This is a genomic window from Cellulomonas sp. EB106-03-03-XG116 (genome assembly GCF_058792015.1).
The window spans coordinates 24,488-40,051 of sequence record NZ_JBYTEP010000041.1 but is presented as its reverse complement, the minus strand read 5'-3'; the positions used below and the strand labels follow the sequence as shown (position 1 = coordinate 40,051).

The following is a 15,564-nucleotide window of genomic DNA, read 5'->3' as shown; positions in this document are numbered from 1 at the left end:
ACGGCCTTCGTCGGCAGCGTCAGGGGTGTAGAAGAGACAGCCCCCGGGGAGCGGCGGCCTCGTGGGCGTGCGGGTGCCTCGCCGGCGCGCGCCGCGCTACTCCGCCGTGCGGCGCAGGACCTCCGTCAGGCGGTTCGCCGCCGACACCACCGCGGCGGCGTGCAGCCGCCCCGGCTGGCGGGACAGCCGCTCCACCGGGCCCGAGATCGAGACCGCCGCGACGACCCGCCCGGACTGCCCGCGCACCGGCGCGGAGACGGACGCGACGCCGACCTCGCGCTCGGACACGGACTGCGCCCAGCCGCGGCGGCGGACGCCGGACAGGATCGTCGCGGTGAACTTCGCGCCCTGCAGGCCGCGGTGCAGCCGGTCCGGCTCCTCCCAGGCGAGCAGGATCTGCGCCGCGGACCCGGCCGCCATCGTGAGCGTCGCGCCCACGGGGATCGAGTCGCGCAGGCCGATGGGTCGCTCGGCGGCGGCCACGCAGATGCGCTGGTCGCCCTGGCGGCGGTAGAGCTGGGCGCTCTCGCCCGTGTGGTCGCGCAGCGCCGCGAGCACGGGGCCGGCGGCGGCGAGCAGCCGGTCCTCGCCGGCGGCGCTCGCCAGCTCCGTCAGCCGCGGACCCAGGACGAACCGGCCCTGCATGTCGCGCCCCACCAGGCGGTGGTGCTCGAGCGCGACGGCCAGCCGGTGGGCCGTGGGGCGGGCAAGATGGGTGGCGTTGACCAGCTGCGCGAGGGTGGCGGGTCCGGCCTCGAGGGCGTTGAGGACCGAGGCGGCCTTGTCCAGCACGCCGACTCCGCTAGAGTTGTCCATAGGTCGATATTGCCGTCTCGCACACTGAGACGCAAGTCGGCACCACGAAGACCCCGGTCGGCCCCCACCGACCGACGGAGGAGAGGACGCCCGAACATGGCCGGCACACTGGCGGAGAAGGTGTGGGAGAACCACATCGTGCGGCGCGGCGCCGACGGCGCGCCCGATCTGCTCTACATCGACCTGCACCTCGTGCACGAGGTCACCAGCCCCCAGGCGTTCGAGGGGCTCCGGCTCGCCGGCCGCCCCGTCCGCCGCCCGGACCTCACGCTCGCCACCGAGGACCACAACACCCCGACGCTCGACATCGACCTGCCGATCGCCGACGCGACGTCGCGCACGCAGATCGACACGCTGCGGAACAACGCGAAGGAGTTCGGCGTCCGGCTGCACTCCCTCGGCGACGCGGACCAGGGCATCGTGCACCAGGTCGGCCCGCAGCTCGGCCTGACGATGCCGGGCCTGACGGTCGTGTGCGGCGACTCGCACACGTCCACGCACGGCGCGTTCGGGGCGCTGGCGTTCGGCATCGGCACGTCCGAGGTGGAGCACGTGCTCGCCACCCAGACCCTGCCGCTGGCCCCGTTCAAGACCATGGCGATCACGGTCAACGGCGCCCTGCCGATCGGCGCGACGGCGAAGGACATCATCCTGGCGGTCATCGCCCGGATCGGCACCGGCGGCGGCCAGGGCTACGTCCTGGAGTACCGCGGCGAGGCCATCCGGTCCCTCTCGATGGAGGGCCGCATGACCATCTGCAACATGTCGATCGAGGCGGGCGCGCGCGCCGGCATGATCGCCCCCGACCAGACGACCTTCGACTACCTCAAGGGCCGCCCGCACGCCCCCGAGGGCGCCGACTGGGACGCCGCGGTCGCGTACTGGGAGACGCTGCGCAGCGACGACGACGCGACGTTCGACGCCGAGGTGGTCCTGGAGGCCGCGGACCTCGAGCCGTTCGTCACCTGGGGCACCAACCCCGGCCAGGGCCTGCCGCTGTCGGGCACGGTGCCGGTGCCGGAGGAGATCGCCGACGCCAACGAGCGGGTGGCCGCCGAGCGGGCCATCGAGTACATGGGCCTGACGCCCGGCCAGCCGCTGCGCGAGATCGCCGTCGACACGGTGTTCATCGGCTCCTGCACCAACGGCCGGATCGAGGACCTGCGGGCCGCCGCCAAGCTCATGCAGGGCCAGAAGAAGGCCGACACCCTGCGCGTCCTCGTCGTGCCGTCGTCCGCCCGCGTGCGGCTGCAGGCCGAGGCCGAGGGCCTGGACAAGATCTTCCTCGACTTCGGGGCGGAGTGGCGCAACGCCGGCTGCTCGATGTGCCTGGGCATGAACCCGGACCAGCTCGCGCCGGGGGAGCGGTCGGCGTCGACGTCGAACCGCAACTTCGAGGGCCGGCAGGGCAAGGGCGGCCGCACGCACCTGGTGTCCCCGCTGGTCGCCGCCGCCACGGCCATCCGCGGCACGCTGTCGTCCGTCTCCGACCTGGGCCCGGACGTGGCCGTCCCGGACGGCTCGCCGCTGGACCTCCAGCCGGCCTGAGCCGCCGCACCGCCGCCCCGAAGACCCTCTGACCGAGAGAGCGAGCACGCTCGTGGAGAAGTTCACCCAGCACACCGGCGTCGGCGTCCCGCTGCGCCGCAGCAACGTCGACACCGACCAGATCATCCCGGCCGTCTACCTCAAGCGCGTGACCCGCACGGGCTTCGAGGACGCGCTGTTCGCGGCCTGGCGGAACGACCCGTCGTTCGTCCTCAACCAGGACGCCTACCGCACCGGCTCGGTCCTCGTGGCCGGCCCGGACTTCGGCACCGGCTCGTCCCGCGAGCACGCCGTGTGGGCGCTCAAGGACTACGGCTTCAAGGTCGTCCTGGCCTCGCGGTTCGCGGACATCTTCCGCGGCAACTCCGGCAAGCAGGGCCTCGTGGCGGCCCAGCTGGCGCAGGAGGACGTCGAGCTCATCTGGAAGGTCCTCGAGACCGCGCCCGGCACCGAGGTGACCGTCGACCTCGGGACGAAGACCGTCACCTGCGACGACGTCGTGGTGCCGTTCCAGATCGACGACTACACCCGCTGGCGCCTCATGGAGGGCCTGGACGACATCGGCCTCACCCTGCAGCACGAGGACGAGATCACCGCGTTCGAGGCCACCCGCGACGCCTGGCGCCCGAAGACCCTGCCGGCCAAGCACCTGCCGCCGGTGGAGATCAAGGCCGCCCGCCCGGTCGAGCTGAGCCTGGGTCGCCGCCCCGGCCTCTGAGCCGTCGACCCCCGGGACACCGCCCGGGTCGCGCAGCGTGCTGCGCGGCCCGGGCGTCCCCTTTGTGGAGGTTTGGCGCACGCTGTGCGGCCCGTACGGCGCGCGTGCGGGCCGCCGCCGCGCCGTGCGCCACCATGGGGGGATGACCGATCTCCTCTACGTCCACGGCGGCACGCCCCTCTCGGGCGAGATCACCGTGCGGGGCGCCAAGAACTTCGTCTCCAAGGCGATGGTGGCGTCCCTGCTGGGCGAGACCCCGAGCGAGCTGCGCAACGTGCCGCAGATCCGCGACGTCGGCGTCGTCACCGGCCTGCTGGAGCTGCACGGCGTGCGGGTGTCCGCCGACGCCGAGGGGGGCGTCCTGCGCCTCGACCCGACCGACGTCGAGTCCGCGCACGTGGCCGACATCGACGCGCACGCGGGCTCCAGCCGCATCCCGATCCTGTTCTGCGGCCCGCTGCTGCACCGGCTCGGCGAGGCGTTCATCCCCGACCTGGGCGGCTGCCGGATCGGCGACCGGCCGATCAACTACCACCTGGACATCCTGCGGCAGTTCGGCGCCGTGGTGGACAAGCGCGAGAACGGGATCCACATCCGCGCCCCGCGCCGGCTGCAGGGCACGAAGATCACGCTGCCGTACCCGAGCGTCGGCGCCACCGAGCAGCTGCTGCTGACCGCCGTGCGCGCCGAGGGCATGACCGAGCTCACGAACGCGGCCATCGAGCCCGAGATCATGGACCTGATCAACGTCCTGCAGAAGATGGGCGCGATCATCTCGGTCGACACGGACCGGGTCATCCGGATCGAGGGCGTCGACCGGCTCGTGGGCTTCCAGCACACCGCGCTCGCCGACCGCATCGAGGCCGCGTCCTGGGCGTCCGCCGCGCTGGCCACGGGCGGCGACGTCTACGTCCGTGGCGCGACCCAGCCCGAGATGACCGCGTTCCTCAACACGTTCCGCAAGGTGGGCGGCGAGTTCGCGATCGACGACGAGGGCATCCGGTTCTTCCACCCGGGCGGCGACCTGAAGTCGATCGTCCTCGAGACCGACGTGCACCCGGGGTTCATGACCGACTGGCAGCAGCCGCTGGTCGTCGCGCTGACCCAGGCCAAGGGCCTGTCGATCGTGCACGAGACGGTCTACGAGAACCGGTTCGGCTTCACCGACGCCCTGCGCGGCATGGGCGCCACGATCCAGGTCTACAAGGAGTGCCTGGGCGGGCGGCCCTGCCGGTTCGGGCAGCGGAACTTCTCGCACTCCGCCGTCGTCTCCGGCCCGACGCCGCTCACCGCGGCCGACATCGAGGTCCCGGACCTGCGCGGCGGGTTCAGCCACCTGATCGCGGCGCTGACCGCCCAGGGCACCTCCGCGGTGCGCGGGATCAGCCTGATCGACCGGGGCTACGAGAACTTCACCGCGAAGCTCGAGGCGCTCGGCGCCAAGTTCGACCGCGACTGACGCCGCCGCGCCCGCGGCCCCACGACGCCCGCCCCGCCTCCCCGGCCGGGCGGGCGTCGTCGTCCCCGGGCGGGGCGTCGTCGTCCCCAGGCGGGCGAAGTGGGGGTTTACAACGGAGGAACGGCTTCGCTAGACAGAAGCCACGGTTATCCGTTGTAACGGCCGGGTGGCGCTCAGCCGCCGCCCCCTGGCCCCGATGGCGAAGGAGCCACCGTGAGCCAGCCCGTCCCTGCCCCCGCGCGCCCGCGTCCGGGTGCCCAGCCCCGATCGAGCGGCCTGTCCCGGCGCGGCTTCCTCGCCGGCCTCGGCGCCGTCGGCCTCGGCGCCACCGTCGCCGCCTGCTCGAGCGGCAGCCCGTCGCCGTCGGGCACGTCGCGCGGCGGCGTCGTCGACCTCACCTTCTGGAACGGCTTCACGGGTGGCGACGGGCCCGTGATGCAGGACCTCGTCGACCGGTTCAACGCCGAGCACGACGGCGTCGACGTCACGATGACGACGATGGAGTGGGCCGACTTCCACGCCAAGCTGCCCGCCGCACTGACCTCCGGCCAGGGCCCGCACATCGCGATCCAGCACCTCGACTCGCTGCCGACCTCGGCCGCCCGGGGGCTGCTGCTGCCGCTGGACGACCTGGCCGCCGACCTCGCGCTGACCGCGGACGACTTCATCCGGCCGGTGTGGGACGCCGGCATCTACGCGGGCGCCCGGTACGGCATCCCGCTCGACGTGCACCCGCTCGGGTTCTTCTGCAACACCGCGGTGATGGCCGGCGCGGGCCTCGACCCCGCCGACCCGCCGATGGACCGCGCGTCCTACGAGGCGGCGCTCGACGCGCTCCTCGCGAACGGGGTCGCGGGGCACTGGATGAGCCCGCACACCTTCACGGGCGGGCAGACCCTGCAGTCCCTGATCTGGCAGTTCGGCGGGGACCTCCTCGACGCCGACGGCGCCACCGCCGCGTGGGCGCGGGACGAGGGCGTCGAGGCCCTGTCCTGGATGGTCGACGCCGTGCACCGGGGCTGGAGCGCCCGCGACGTCGGGCAGGACGCGGACATCATCGCCCTGCAGAACGGGCAGGCGGCGTTCAACTGGAACGGCATCTGGTCGATCAACACGCTCGACGGCATCAGCGGGCTCGAGTGGGACGTCCGGCGGCTGCCGCGGATCGGGAGCGTCGACGCGGCGTGGGCCGGGTCGCACAACTTCGTGCTGACCAAGCAGAAGGGCACGACGGACGACCAGCTCGAGGCGGCCCGCACGTTCGTGAACTGGGTGTCGCAGCAGTCGGCGGCGTGGGCGGTCGGCGGGCAGGTCCCGGCGCGGCGCTCGGCGCGGGAGTCGGCCGAGTTCCAGGCCCTCGCCCCGCAGGCCGCGATCGCCGAGCAGGCCGACGACCTCCGGTTCCCGCCGTCGATCCCCGGCATCGGCGACGCGATCGGCGAGCTCTACACCGCGCTGAACGAGGCGGTGCTGCTCGTGAAGGAGCCGCGCGAGGCCCTGGCCGACGCGGCGGCGCGCGCGGACCAGGTGCTGGCCGACAACCGCGACCGCTACGGCGCATGAGCGCGGCGCTCCCGACGCCCCGGCGCCCGCTGCGCCGGGGCGCGTGGTGGACGCCCTGGGCGTTCCTGGCGCCGTTCGCGCTGGTGTTCGGCACGTTCGTCGCGCTGCCGGCGGTGCGCGGGCTCTGGATGTCCCTGCACGACTGGGACTACCTCATGCCGAGCAAGCCGTTCGTGGGGCTCGGCAACTACGCGGACCTGTTCGACTCGACCAGCGTGGTGTTCCAGCGGTTCTGGGACGGCATGGCCGCGACGGGGATCTTCGTGGTCGCGTCGGTGCCGTTCCTGCTCACGCTCCCGCTGCTGCTCGCCATGGCGCTGAACCGGCGGTTCCCGGCGCGCACGTTCGTGCGGGCCGTGGTGTTCCTGCCGTACGTGCTCGGGGTGGCCGTGGTCGGCGTGCTGTTCCGGTTCGTGCTCGACCCGAACCTCGGGGTGCTCAACCACCTGCTCGGTCTGACCCGCCTGGACCGGGTGCTGCACGCGCTCGGCGCGGGGGACCCGGTGCCCTGGCTGACCGCGCAGCCGTGGACGTGGGTGTCGCTGGTCGGGGTCACGGTCTGGTGGACCCTCGGGTTCAACACGATCATCTACCTGGCCGGGCTGCAGGACGTCCCGCGCGAGCTCTACGACGCCGCCCAGGTGGACGGGGCCTCCCCGGCGCAGCGGTTCCGGCACGTGACCCTGCCGGGCCTGCGGCCCGTGCTGGCGTTCGTGCTCACGATGACGTTCCTGGCCTCGGCGAACATGTTCGGGCAGGCCGACCTCATGACCAGCGGCGGGCCTGGCACCTCCACCCGCACGGCGCTCATGGTCATCCTCGACACCGGCCTCGGTCAGTACCGGATGGGCTCCGCCGCGGCCATGGGCTACCTGCTGTCGATCGGCCTGGGCCTGGTGTCGATCGCCAGCTTCTGGGCCCTGCGCGAGCGGGGCGGCGGCGGTCGCCGGCGGGGTGCCCGAGCCCGCCGCCGCGCCGCCGGGGGCGCGTCGTGAGCGCGCGCGGGACGGGGCGTGCCCGCCGCGGGCTCGGCGCGGGCGCGGTCGCGGCGCTCGTGCTCGTGCTGGTCGCCACCTTCGTGGGACCGCTGCTCTGGATGGGCCTGACCTCCGTGAAGTCGTACGGCGAGGCCACGGCCTCCCCGCCGACGCTGTGGCCGCAGGAGGTCGACCTGTCCGCCTACGGCCGGCTGCTCAGCCTCGACGGGCCGTACCCGGTGCTGCGCTGGTTCCTCAACTCGCTGCTGGCCGGCGTGCTGCACACCGCCCTCGTCCTGGTGGTGGCGTCGACGGCGGCGTTCGCGCTGGCGAGGATGCCGTTCCGGGGCCGCGGGCTGGTGTTCGGCGTGATCGTGTCGACGCTGTTCCTGCCGGCCTTCGTGTTCCTCATGCCGAACTACCTGATGATCGACCGGCTCGGGTGGACGGACTCGGTGTGGGCGCTCGTCGTCCCGGGCGCCGCCGGGGCGTTCGGGGTGTTCTTCCTCCGGCAGTTCATGGTCAACCTGCCGGTGGAGCTGGAGGAGGCCGCCGCGCTCGACGGCGCGAACCAGTGGGGCGTGTTCCGCCGGGTGGTGCTGCCGAACACCCGGCCCGCCCTCGCCACCCTGGCCGTGCTGGCCTTCCTCGGGAACTGGAACGACTACATCTGGCCCGTCTACGTGCTGTTCAGCCCCGAGCGGCTCACGCTGCCGGCGGGCCTCCGGCTGCTCCAGGGCGCGTACGTGACGGACTACCCGTCGATCATGGCGGGCGCGGTCGTCGCGTCGGTCCCGGTCATCGTGCTGTTCGTGCTGACGCAGCGCTTCGTCATCGAGGGCGTCGCGCGCAGCGGGCTGAAGGGGTGAGCGGCGTGCGAGCGGGGCGCCCCGGCGGCGCGACGCGGACGGGCCGGACGGCCCGGGCGGGGGCCGCGGCGGCCCTCGTGCTCGCGGCGGCCCTGGCCGGCTGCGGCGGCCCCGGCGCCCCCGACCCCCACCCCGATCCCGACGCCGACCCCACGACCGCCGAGGAGACCGACGTGGCCTTCACCAACCCCGTGCACGACGGCAACCTGCCCGACCCGTTCGTCCTGCGCGCCGAGGGCGCGTGGTGGGCCTACGGCACCCAGGGCCGCCTCGGCACGCTGCCGGTCCTGCGCTCCGACGACCTCGTGCACTGGGAGGTGGTCGGCGACGGGATGCCGGTGCTCGCCCCGTGGTCCGGCGCGGGGCGGCACTGGGCCCCCGAGGTGGTCGAGCTCGGCGGGCGGTACGTCGCGTACTACACCGCGATGGAGCGCGGGACCCAGCAGCAGTGCCTGGGGGTCGCGTACGCGGACCACCCGGCGGGCCCGTTCGTCGACGGGTCTGGGACCCCGTTCGTGTGCGAGCACGAGGAGGGCGGGTCGATCGACGCGTCGCCGTTCGTCGACGTCGACGGCACGCCGTACCTGCTGTGGAAGAACGACGGGAACCACGTCGGCGTGCGGTCCTGGATCCGGGTGCAGCAGCTGAGCCCGGACGGCTCCGCGCTCGTGGGCGACGGCCCGGTGGACCTGATCACCCACGACCAGCCGTGGGAGGGGCACCTCGTCGAGGGTCCCACCGTGGTGGCGCGCGACGGGCGGTACCACCTGCTGTACTCCGCCAACGACTACGGGTCCGCGGACTACGGCGTCGGCTGGGCGGTCGCCGACGCGCTCACCGGGCCGTGGACCAAGCCGCGGGACGAGCCGCTCATGCGCTCGACGCCCGAGGCGGCCGGACCCGGGCACGGGTGCGTGGTGACCGCCGACGACGGGGCGACCTGGTACGTGCACCACGCCTGGCCGCCGGACGCGGTGGGCTCGACCTTCCCGGGCCGGCAGGTGTGGCTGACCCCGCTCGACTGGGACCCGGACGGCGCCCCCGTGCTCGACGGGCCCGCCGTCGAGGTGGGCCGGCACCCGTGACCGTGACGCTGCGGGACGTGGCCGCGCGCGCCGGGGTGTCGTTCAAGACCGTGTCGAACGTCGTGAACGACCACCCGCACGTCAGCGAGGTGACCCGGGCGCGCGTGCTCGCGGCGATCGAGCTGCTCGGGTACCGGCCCAACCAGACCGCGCGCAGCCTGCGGCACGGCCGCTCGGGGATCCTCGCGCTCGCGGTGCCGGAGCTCACGTCGCCGTACTTCGCCGCGCTCGCGTCCGCGGCGGGCCGCGCGGCGAAGGAGCACGGCCGCGTCCTGGTCATCGAGGAGACCCGGGGCGACCTCGAGGGGGAGCGGGTCGCGCTGGTGGACCTCACCTCGCGGCTCGTGGACGGCGTGATCCTGTCGCCCCTGGTCACGCCGCGCGAGGCGGTGGTTACGCGGATCGGGCGCACGCCGATCGTCATGCTCGGCGAGCACCGCTACGACGTCGGCGCGGACCACGTCGCGATGGACAGCGTCCGCGCCGCGCGCGAGCTGACCGAGCACCTGCTGGCCACCGGGCGGCGGCGGATCGCGGTGCTCGGGCGCCAGGAGCCCGGCAGCACCGGCGGCGAGCGGTGGCGCGGGCACGTCGAGGCGCTCGCGGCCGCCGGACTCGCCCCCGACGAGACCCTGGTGCCCCGGGTCGGCGCGTACCGCCGCGACGACGGCGTCCGGGCCGTCCGCGAGCTGCTCGCCGCCGGCGTGCGGCCCGACGCGGTGCTGTGCTTCAACGACCTGCTCGCCCTCGGGGCCTGGCATGCGCTGCGCGCCGCGGGCCTGGCGGTCCCGGGCGACGTCGCGGTCGCGGGGTTCGACGACGTCGAGGAGTCCCGGTACGCGGGCCTCACGTCGGTCGCGCCGGACCTCGGGCTGCTCGCGCGGGAGGCGGTGCGGCTCCTGGTGCGGCGGGTGGAGGACCCGGCCGTCGCGCCCGCCCAGGTCGTCGTCCCGTTCCGGGTGCGGGTCCGCGCGAGCACGGTCGGCTGACGCGCGCCGGCTCCCCGGGTTGCGGCCGGCGCGGACCCCCCTAGCGTGGGGCGCGGGTCCAGGGACGGCCCGGACCGTTGGGCCGGGGCCGGGGACGCCCCGAGGCACCGACCGCCGCCCCCGCGGGCGGCACGGGAGGCGCCCTCCGGACAGCGCCGCGGTCGGCGCGCCGCAGGGGGACGCGCCGACCGGCGGCGTGGTCGCGCGGGGCGTGCCGCCGGGCGGGGGCCGCCCGCCACCCGCCACGCTCAGCGCAGCGGGCGCTCGCGGAAGTCGTGCGGGCTGTGCGGCTCCTGGCCGGACACCGAGGCGACGATCGAGGCGGCGAGGTCCCGCATCTTCTGGTTCCGGGTCTGCGAGGCCCGGCGGAGGATGTCGAAGGCCTCCTCGGGGCCGCACCTGTTCTGGGCCATCACCACCCCGAGGGCCTGGTCGATGACGGCGCGCGCGGCCATGGCGCTGCGCAGGTCCTCGTTCGTGCGGCGCTGCTCCTGGGCCTGCGCGGCGACGGCCACGGCGCGCGCGGCGTCGTCGGCCAGCCGGGCGACGTCGGCGAGGACGTCCTCGTCCCACGCGCCGGGCCGGCGGTGGTACAGGTCGATGGCGAGGTCGACGTCCAGCCCGTCGCGGCGTGCCGCGGGCAGGGCGGCGGTGGCGCGGAACCCGGCGGCGAGCGTCGCCTCCCGCCACGTGGGCCACCGCCGGTCGTCGCGCACGTCGGGCACGGTGATCCGGCGCTGCTCGCGCGAGGCGTCGAGGCACGGCCCGTCGCCGGCCTCCTGCTCCGCGCGGTCGCAGGCCGAGGCGAGCGGGTCGGACGCCGCCGCGACGGCGGTCGTCCGGCCCAGCCGGACCGTGATCGCGGCGGAGCCGCCCGCGCGGCGGGCGGCGTGGCCGACGATCACGTCGAGCAGCTCGTCGACGGGGACCGCCGACACCAGCAGCTCGTGGATCTCGTCGAGCGCCCCGACCCGCCACGCCTCCGGCCCCGCGTCCTGCGCGGGGCCGCCGGGCGTGCCGGGCTGCGCCACGGCGCTCACCGCCTCAGCGCCCGTCGGCGGGCCCGGCACCCTCCGGCGCGTCGTCCGCGCCCTCGGTGCCGGTGTAGCCCGCCTCGGGCCCGTCGCCGTCGGAGCCCGGCGTGCTCTGCTCCGCCCGGTCGTCCGGGTCGCCGTCGGGCAGCGGGCCGTCGGGGTGCTCGGTCGGGTCGTGGCTCATGCGGGTCCTCCTCGTCGGACGTCCCTCACATGCTCGTGCCGGGACCCTCCGGCCGCATCTCGGGGCGGGCCGACGCCGGCGGCACGATCCGGAGCTGGACGCCCGCGTTCTCGGCGCGCCGGCGCAGCCGGGCGATGTGCAGCGCCGCGACGGGGCCGAGCCGCAGCAGGCCGGAGCCGTCGAGCACCAGCGTGCCGTGCGGCGGGACCGCCTTGAGCGCCTCCGCCAGGCCGGCGACCAGCGTCGGGGCCGTCGCGGCGTCGACCTCGCCCTCGAGGCGCGCGACCACCGTCCGCCCCTCCGGCACGTGCCGGACGGTGAGCGAGGCGGGCAGCGTCGGCCCGTCGACCGGGTGGCCCGCGGCCGCCGGGGAGCCCGGCGTGGCGGCGAGGCCGGCGAGGGCGGTGTCCAGGACGTCGCGGGGGTCGCGGTCGGCCGGCCGGCCCGGGAGCGACTCCAGCAGCCGCTCCGCGACGCCCCGGACCTTCACGTTGAGGTGCTCGGAGTGCCAGCGGAGGAACTCGAACGCCGCCGTGCCGTCCAGGCCGTAGGCGAGCATCGCGGCGCCCTTGGCCTGGTCGATGACCTCGCGGGACGCGATCGCCGCCGCGAGCATGTCGTCGGCCCGGCGGGCGGCGGTCGCGCCGATCTCCGCGCCGAGGTCGATCAGCAGGCCCAGCCGCTCGGCCGGCCGGCCGTCGTGGTGCGCGGCCCCGTCCGCCACCGGGTGGCCGTCGTGGTCGGGCGCGGCGCGGCCGTCGCCGTCCGCGACGTGGTGGGCGTGCCGCGGGTCGAGGCCCGGCGCCAGCACGGCGAGCACGGAGCGCTCGGTGCCGGCGGTGTCGAGCAGGCGATAGCGCACGCTGCTGCCGTCGCCGCCGGGGACGGGTGCCGCGCGGAGCACCGCCTCCAGGGCCGCGCGGTCCTCGCGGTGGCAGTGCGCCAGCATCAGGGCCGTCGAGGGGACGACGTCCCCGGGCTCGAAGCCGTGCAGCCGGTAGACGGGCTCGGACCAGGCGAGCGAGTCGCCCTCGCCGAGCACGTGGAAGGTCCCCGGGGCGACCGACCGCGGCTGCGTCGACGTGGTCGAGGGACGAGAGGAAACGGACAATGTGGTGCTCCGAAGCCGAGGTGCGACGGCGTTCGTGCACGTCGCACCAGGTTTCTCGCGCAGCTCGCTTCGTCCCAACGATGCGCGGCGGCCCTGGGGTGAGCCGAGGGGACCGGGGTCGATAGTGCCAAATCGGAGCGCCCGGCGCACGTCGGCACCCGCTTCCCCGGTTGCGCCCGGCACGCCACCCTCTACTCTTGGCGGCCCGGGTCGCCCGGCCGCCCCGCGGGGGCGGGGCGAGCCGACGGGCGCCGCCGCCCCGCCGGGTAGCATCGGCTCCCGTGCATCCCCCCCGTGCGAACCGGTCCTACCGCAACATCGCCCGCGTCCTGCGCCCCGTGCTGTACGCGATCACGCGGCGCGACTGGCGGGGCGCCGAGCACCTGCCGGCCGGCACCGGGTTCATCGCCGCCGGGAACCACATGACCAACGTCGACCCGGTGACCTTCGCGCACTACCTCTACGACAACGGGGTGGCGCCGAAGATCCTCGCCAAGTCCTCGCTGTTCGGCGTGCCGGTCCTCGGCTGGGTGCTGCGCTCCTCGGGGCAGATCCCCGTCTACCGGAACACCGCGAAGGCCGGCGACTCGCTGCGCGCCGCCGAGGCCGCCCTCGCGGAGGGCGAGTGCGTCGCGGTGTTCCCCGAGGGCACGCTGACCCGGGACCCCGACCTGTGGCCGATGGTGGCCAAGACCGGCGTCGCCCGCCTCGCGCTGACCTCGCGCGCGCCCGTCGTCCCGATCGCCCAGTGGGGCGCGCAGGACCTGCTCGGGCGGTACCGGAAGCTGTTCAAGCCGATCCCGCCGAAGAAGGTCACGATCGTCGCCGGCCCCCCGGTCGACCTGTCGGACCTCTACGACCGGCCGCTCGACGCCGCGACGCTGCGCGAGGCCACCGGCCGCGTCATGACCGCGATCACCGCCCTGCTCGCCGACGTGCGGGGGGAGACCCCGCCGGCCGAGCCCTACGACATGCGGCGCCCGGGCGGCGCGACGACGGACCTCACGTGACCCGCGCCGCCGTCCTCGGGGCCGGCGCCTGGGGCACCACGTTCGCGGCCGTGCTGGCGGACGCGGGCTGCGACGTCACCGTCTGGGGCCGCGACGCCGCGGTGTGCGAGGCCATCGCCCGCGACCACCGCAACGAGCGCTACCTGCCGGGCGTCGACCTGCCCGAGCGCGTCACGGGGGAGGCCGACCCGGTCGCGGCCGTCGCCGGCGCCGACGTCGTGGCGGTCGCCGTGCCGTCCCAGTCCGCGCGCGCCGTGCTGACCCCGCTGGCCGACGCGCTCGCGCCGGGCGCCGTCGCCGTGTCGCTGATGAAGGGCGTCGAGCTCGCCACCGACCGCCGGATGAGCGAGGTCATGGGGGAGGCCCTCGGCCTGCCCGCCGAGCGGCTCGCCGTGCTGTCCGGGCCGAACCTGGCCGCCGAGATCGCCGCGCGCCAGCCGACCGCGACCGTCGTCGCGTCCGCCGACGCCGGCACCGCCGAGCGGGTCGCCGCCGCGTGCGCGTCGGCGTACTTCCGGCCCTACACGAACGACGACGTCGTCGGCGTGGAGCTGTGCGGCGCCGTGAAGAACGTCATCGCCCTGGCCGTCGGCATCTCCCAGGGGCGGGGGCTCGGCTACAACACGATGGCGACCGTCATCACGCGGGGCCTGGTGGAGATCACGCGGCTGGGCCTGGCGCTGGGCGCGAAGGCCGAGACCTTCCCGGGGCTCGCGGGCATGGGCGACCTCATGGCGACCTGCGCGTCGCCCGACTCGCGGAACCACCGGCTGGGCCTGGCTGTCGGCCGCGGGCTGTCGCTGGACGAGGCCGTCGCGGCGACCGGCGGCACGGCCGAGGGCGTCAAGTCGTCCCGGTCCGTGCTCGACCTGGCCGAGCGGGTCGGCGTCGAGATGCCGATCACGCACGCGGTCGTGCAGGTCCTGCACGAGGGCCTGCCCGTGGACGCGCTGGCGTCGCTGCTGCTCGGACGACCGCGCAGGGCCGAGGGCGTCTAGCCGCGCAGCGCGCGGTCGAGGTCCCGCCAGAGGTCCTCGACGTCCTCGATGCCCACGCTGAGCCGCAGCAGGTCCTCCGGGACCGTGGGCGACTCGGTGGCGAACCGGCGGCGGCGCTCGATGCTGGACTCCACCCCGCCGAGGCTCGTCGCCGGCACCCACAGCCGCAGCGCCGCCACCAGCGCGTCCGCGCCGGCCGCCCCGCCCGCCGGGCGCAGGCCGATGATCGAGCCGTAGCCGGACATCTGCGCGGTCGCGCGCGCGTGGCCCGGGTCGCCGGGGAGGCCGGGGTGCCGCACTTCGACGACGCCGGGGTGCGCCGCGAGCCGCTGGGCCAGGTCCAGCGCGGTGCGCTGCGCGCGCTCCACGCGCAGCGCGAGCGTGCGGATGCCGCGCAGGGCCAGGTAGACCTCGAACGGGCCGGCGATCGCGCCGTGCACCGTGCGGTAGCCGTGCAGCTGCTCCCGCAGCGCGGCGTCGTCCGTGAGCACCGCGCCGAGCACGACGTCGCTGTGGCCCGCGAGGTACTTCGTCACCGAGTGCACGACGACGTCCGCGCCGTGCTCCAGCGGGCGCTGCACCAGCGGCGTCGCGAACGTGTTGTCCACCGCCACGAGCGCGCCTGCGGCGTGGCCCGCGGCGACGAGCGCCGGCAGGTCCGCCACCTCGAGCATCGGGTTCGTCGGCGACTCGACCCACAGCATCGACGTCGCGCGGCCCGTCGGCGACGCGGCCGGGTCGAGCGCGGCGACCACGGCGTCTGTGTCCGCGATGTCGACCTGCTGCACCTCGACGTCCGAGCGACCCGCCAGGTCGCGGGCGTAGCCCAGCGTCACCTGGTACGCGTGCCGGGGGAGGACCAGCCGGCCGCCGTGCGGGACGAGCGACAGCGCCGCGGCGATCGCGGCCATGCCGGAGCCCAGCACCAGCGCCGGGTGCGCCGAGCCCTCCAGCGCGCCGAGCGTCGCCTCGAACGGGCCCCACGTCTCGGTGTCGCCGCGGGCGTACATCATCTCGCCGGGCTGCGGCACGCCCTGCGACACGTACGTCGAGGACAGCACCACCGGGGGGTTCACGGGCGCGCCCTGCGCGCGGGCGGGGCGGCCCGCCGTCACGGCGAGGGTCTCGCGGGACAGGTCGGCGTCGTGCGCGTGCTGGGTCACGGGCCGCAGGCTACGCGCACGCGCGCGGCGTCGACGGTCC

The 15,564-nt window shown here is 75.4% G+C and carries 15 protein-coding genes; 10 read left to right on the top strand and 5 right to left on the bottom strand.

What is annotated here, in order from left to right; translation table 11 throughout:
* Positions 1 to 96: 96 nt before the first annotated feature.
* On the bottom strand, positions 97 to 816 hold the full coding sequence (locus AC3WUG_RS14570) for an IclR family transcriptional regulator (RefSeq protein ID WP_154728344.1): 720 nt from the start codon (positions 814 to 816) through the stop codon (positions 97 to 99).
* A 96-nt stretch (positions 817 to 912) separates the two neighbouring features.
* Between AC3WUG_RS14570 and leuC the strand changes: the two genes are divergently transcribed.
* The 8 genes from leuC (at position 913) to AC3WUG_RS14530 (ending at position 10,024) form a co-directional block, all read left to right on the top strand.
* Positions 913 to 2,364: a 3-isopropylmalate dehydratase large subunit gene (gene leuC, locus AC3WUG_RS14565; protein WP_492328333.1), complete on the top strand. Its 1,452-nt coding sequence runs from the start codon at positions 913 to 915 to the stop codon at positions 2,362 to 2,364.
* Positions 2,365 to 2,416: 52 nt separating this feature from the next.
* Positions 2,417 to 3,082: a 3-isopropylmalate dehydratase small subunit gene (gene leuD / locus AC3WUG_RS14560; RefSeq protein ID WP_158374509.1), complete on the top strand. Its 666-nt coding sequence runs from the start codon at positions 2,417 to 2,419 to the stop codon at positions 3,080 to 3,082.
* A 142-nt stretch (positions 3,083 to 3,224) separates the two neighbouring features.
* The gene (murA, locus tag AC3WUG_RS14555) at positions 3,225 to 4,541 is read left to right on the top strand and encodes a UDP-N-acetylglucosamine 1-carboxyvinyltransferase (RefSeq protein WP_492328332.1); all 1,317 of its coding nucleotides are present in this window, start codon (positions 3,225 to 3,227) and stop codon (positions 4,539 to 4,541) included.
* A 213-nt stretch (positions 4,542 to 4,754) separates the two neighbouring features.
* Positions 4,755 to 6,104: an extracellular solute-binding protein gene (locus tag AC3WUG_RS14550; protein WP_492328331.1), complete on the top strand. Its 1,350-nt coding sequence runs from the start codon at positions 4,755 to 4,757 to the stop codon at positions 6,102 to 6,104.
* Positions 6,101 to 7,099 carry a carbohydrate ABC transporter permease gene (locus AC3WUG_RS14545; RefSeq protein ID WP_492328330.1) on the top strand — a complete coding sequence of 333 codons (999 nt, stop codon included), beginning with the start codon at positions 6,101 to 6,103 and terminating at the stop codon, positions 7,097 to 7,099. Before AC3WUG_RS14550 ends, AC3WUG_RS14545 begins: the two co-directional genes overlap by 4 nt.
* Positions 7,096 to 7,950 carry a carbohydrate ABC transporter permease gene (locus AC3WUG_RS14540; protein ID WP_492328329.1) on the top strand — a complete coding sequence of 285 codons (855 nt, stop codon included), beginning with the start codon at positions 7,096 to 7,098 and terminating at the stop codon, positions 7,948 to 7,950. Before AC3WUG_RS14545 ends, AC3WUG_RS14540 begins: the two co-directional genes overlap by 4 nt.
* 5 nt (positions 7,951 to 7,955) lie before the next feature.
* The gene (locus AC3WUG_RS14535; protein ID WP_492328328.1) at positions 7,956 to 9,035 is read left to right on the top strand and encodes a glycoside hydrolase family 43 protein; all 1,080 of its coding nucleotides are present in this window, start codon (positions 7,956 to 7,958) and stop codon (positions 9,033 to 9,035) included.
* Positions 9,032 to 10,024, top strand: a complete 993-nt coding sequence (locus tag AC3WUG_RS14530; protein WP_492328327.1) for a LacI family DNA-binding transcriptional regulator — start codon at positions 9,032 to 9,034, stop codon at positions 10,022 to 10,024. The genes AC3WUG_RS14535 and AC3WUG_RS14530 overlap by 4 nt, the downstream gene beginning before the upstream one ends.
* A 248-nt stretch (positions 10,025 to 10,272) precedes the next feature.
* Here the strand turns inward: AC3WUG_RS14530 and AC3WUG_RS14525 are convergent, their stop codons facing one another.
* From AC3WUG_RS14525 to AC3WUG_RS14515, 3 genes are read right to left on the bottom strand one after another with little or no spacing between them, the layout of a single operon-like run.
* On the bottom strand, positions 10,273 to 11,064 hold the full coding sequence (locus tag AC3WUG_RS14525; RefSeq protein WP_492328326.1) for a GAF and ANTAR domain-containing protein: 792 nt from the start codon (positions 11,062 to 11,064) through the stop codon (positions 10,273 to 10,275).
* Between the two features lie 4 nt (positions 11,065 to 11,068).
* A complete protein-coding gene (locus AC3WUG_RS14520) occupies positions 11,069 to 11,242 on the bottom strand; it encodes a hypothetical protein (RefSeq protein WP_492328325.1) in 174 nt (57 codons plus the stop codon).
* Positions 11,243 to 11,267: 25 nt separating this feature from the next.
* Positions 11,268 to 12,353 (bottom strand): ANTAR domain-containing protein, encoded by a 1,086-nt coding sequence (locus tag AC3WUG_RS14515; protein ID WP_492328324.1) that lies wholly within the window; start codon positions 12,351 to 12,353, stop codon positions 11,268 to 11,270.
* Positions 12,354 to 12,634: 281 nt separating this feature from the next.
* On the opposite strand from AC3WUG_RS14515, the gene AC3WUG_RS14510 reads away from it, so the two are divergent.
* Positions 12,635 to 13,363, top strand: a complete 729-nt coding sequence (locus tag AC3WUG_RS14510) for a lysophospholipid acyltransferase family protein (protein WP_492328323.1) — start codon at positions 12,635 to 12,637, stop codon at positions 13,361 to 13,363.
* Positions 13,360 to 14,361, top strand: a complete 1,002-nt coding sequence (locus tag AC3WUG_RS14505; protein ID WP_492328322.1) for an NAD(P)H-dependent glycerol-3-phosphate dehydrogenase — start codon at positions 13,360 to 13,362, stop codon at positions 14,359 to 14,361. Before AC3WUG_RS14510 ends, AC3WUG_RS14505 begins: the two co-directional genes overlap by 4 nt.
* Here AC3WUG_RS14505 and AC3WUG_RS14500 read toward each other — a convergent pair.
* Complete coding sequence (locus AC3WUG_RS14500; RefSeq protein WP_492328321.1) at positions 14,358 to 15,524, bottom strand: trans-sulfuration enzyme family protein; 1,167 nt, start codon at positions 15,522 to 15,524, stop codon at positions 14,358 to 14,360. The genes AC3WUG_RS14505 and AC3WUG_RS14500 overlap by 4 nt on opposite strands.
* Between the last annotated feature and the right edge of the window lie 40 nt (positions 15,525 to 15,564).

Excerpts from the sequence above, each read along its gene's own strand:
- AC3WUG_RS14570 (WP_154728344.1), bottom strand. The coding sequence starts at position 816 with ATGGACAACTCTAGCGGAGTCGGCGTGCTGGACAAGGCCGCCTCGGTC.
- leuC (WP_492328333.1), top strand. The coding sequence starts at position 913 with ATGGCCGGCACACTGGCGGAGAAGGTGTGGGAGAACCACATCGTGCGG.
- murA (WP_492328332.1), top strand. The coding sequence starts at position 3,225 with ATGACCGATCTCCTCTACGTCCACGGCGGCACGCCCCTCTCGGGCGAG.
- AC3WUG_RS14545 (WP_492328330.1), top strand. The coding sequence starts at position 6,101 with ATGAGCGCGGCGCTCCCGACGCCCCGGCGCCCGCTGCGCCGGGGCGCG.
- AC3WUG_RS14520 (WP_492328325.1), bottom strand. The coding sequence starts at position 11,242 with ATGAGCCACGACCCGACCGAGCACCCCGACGGCCCGCTGCCCGACGGC.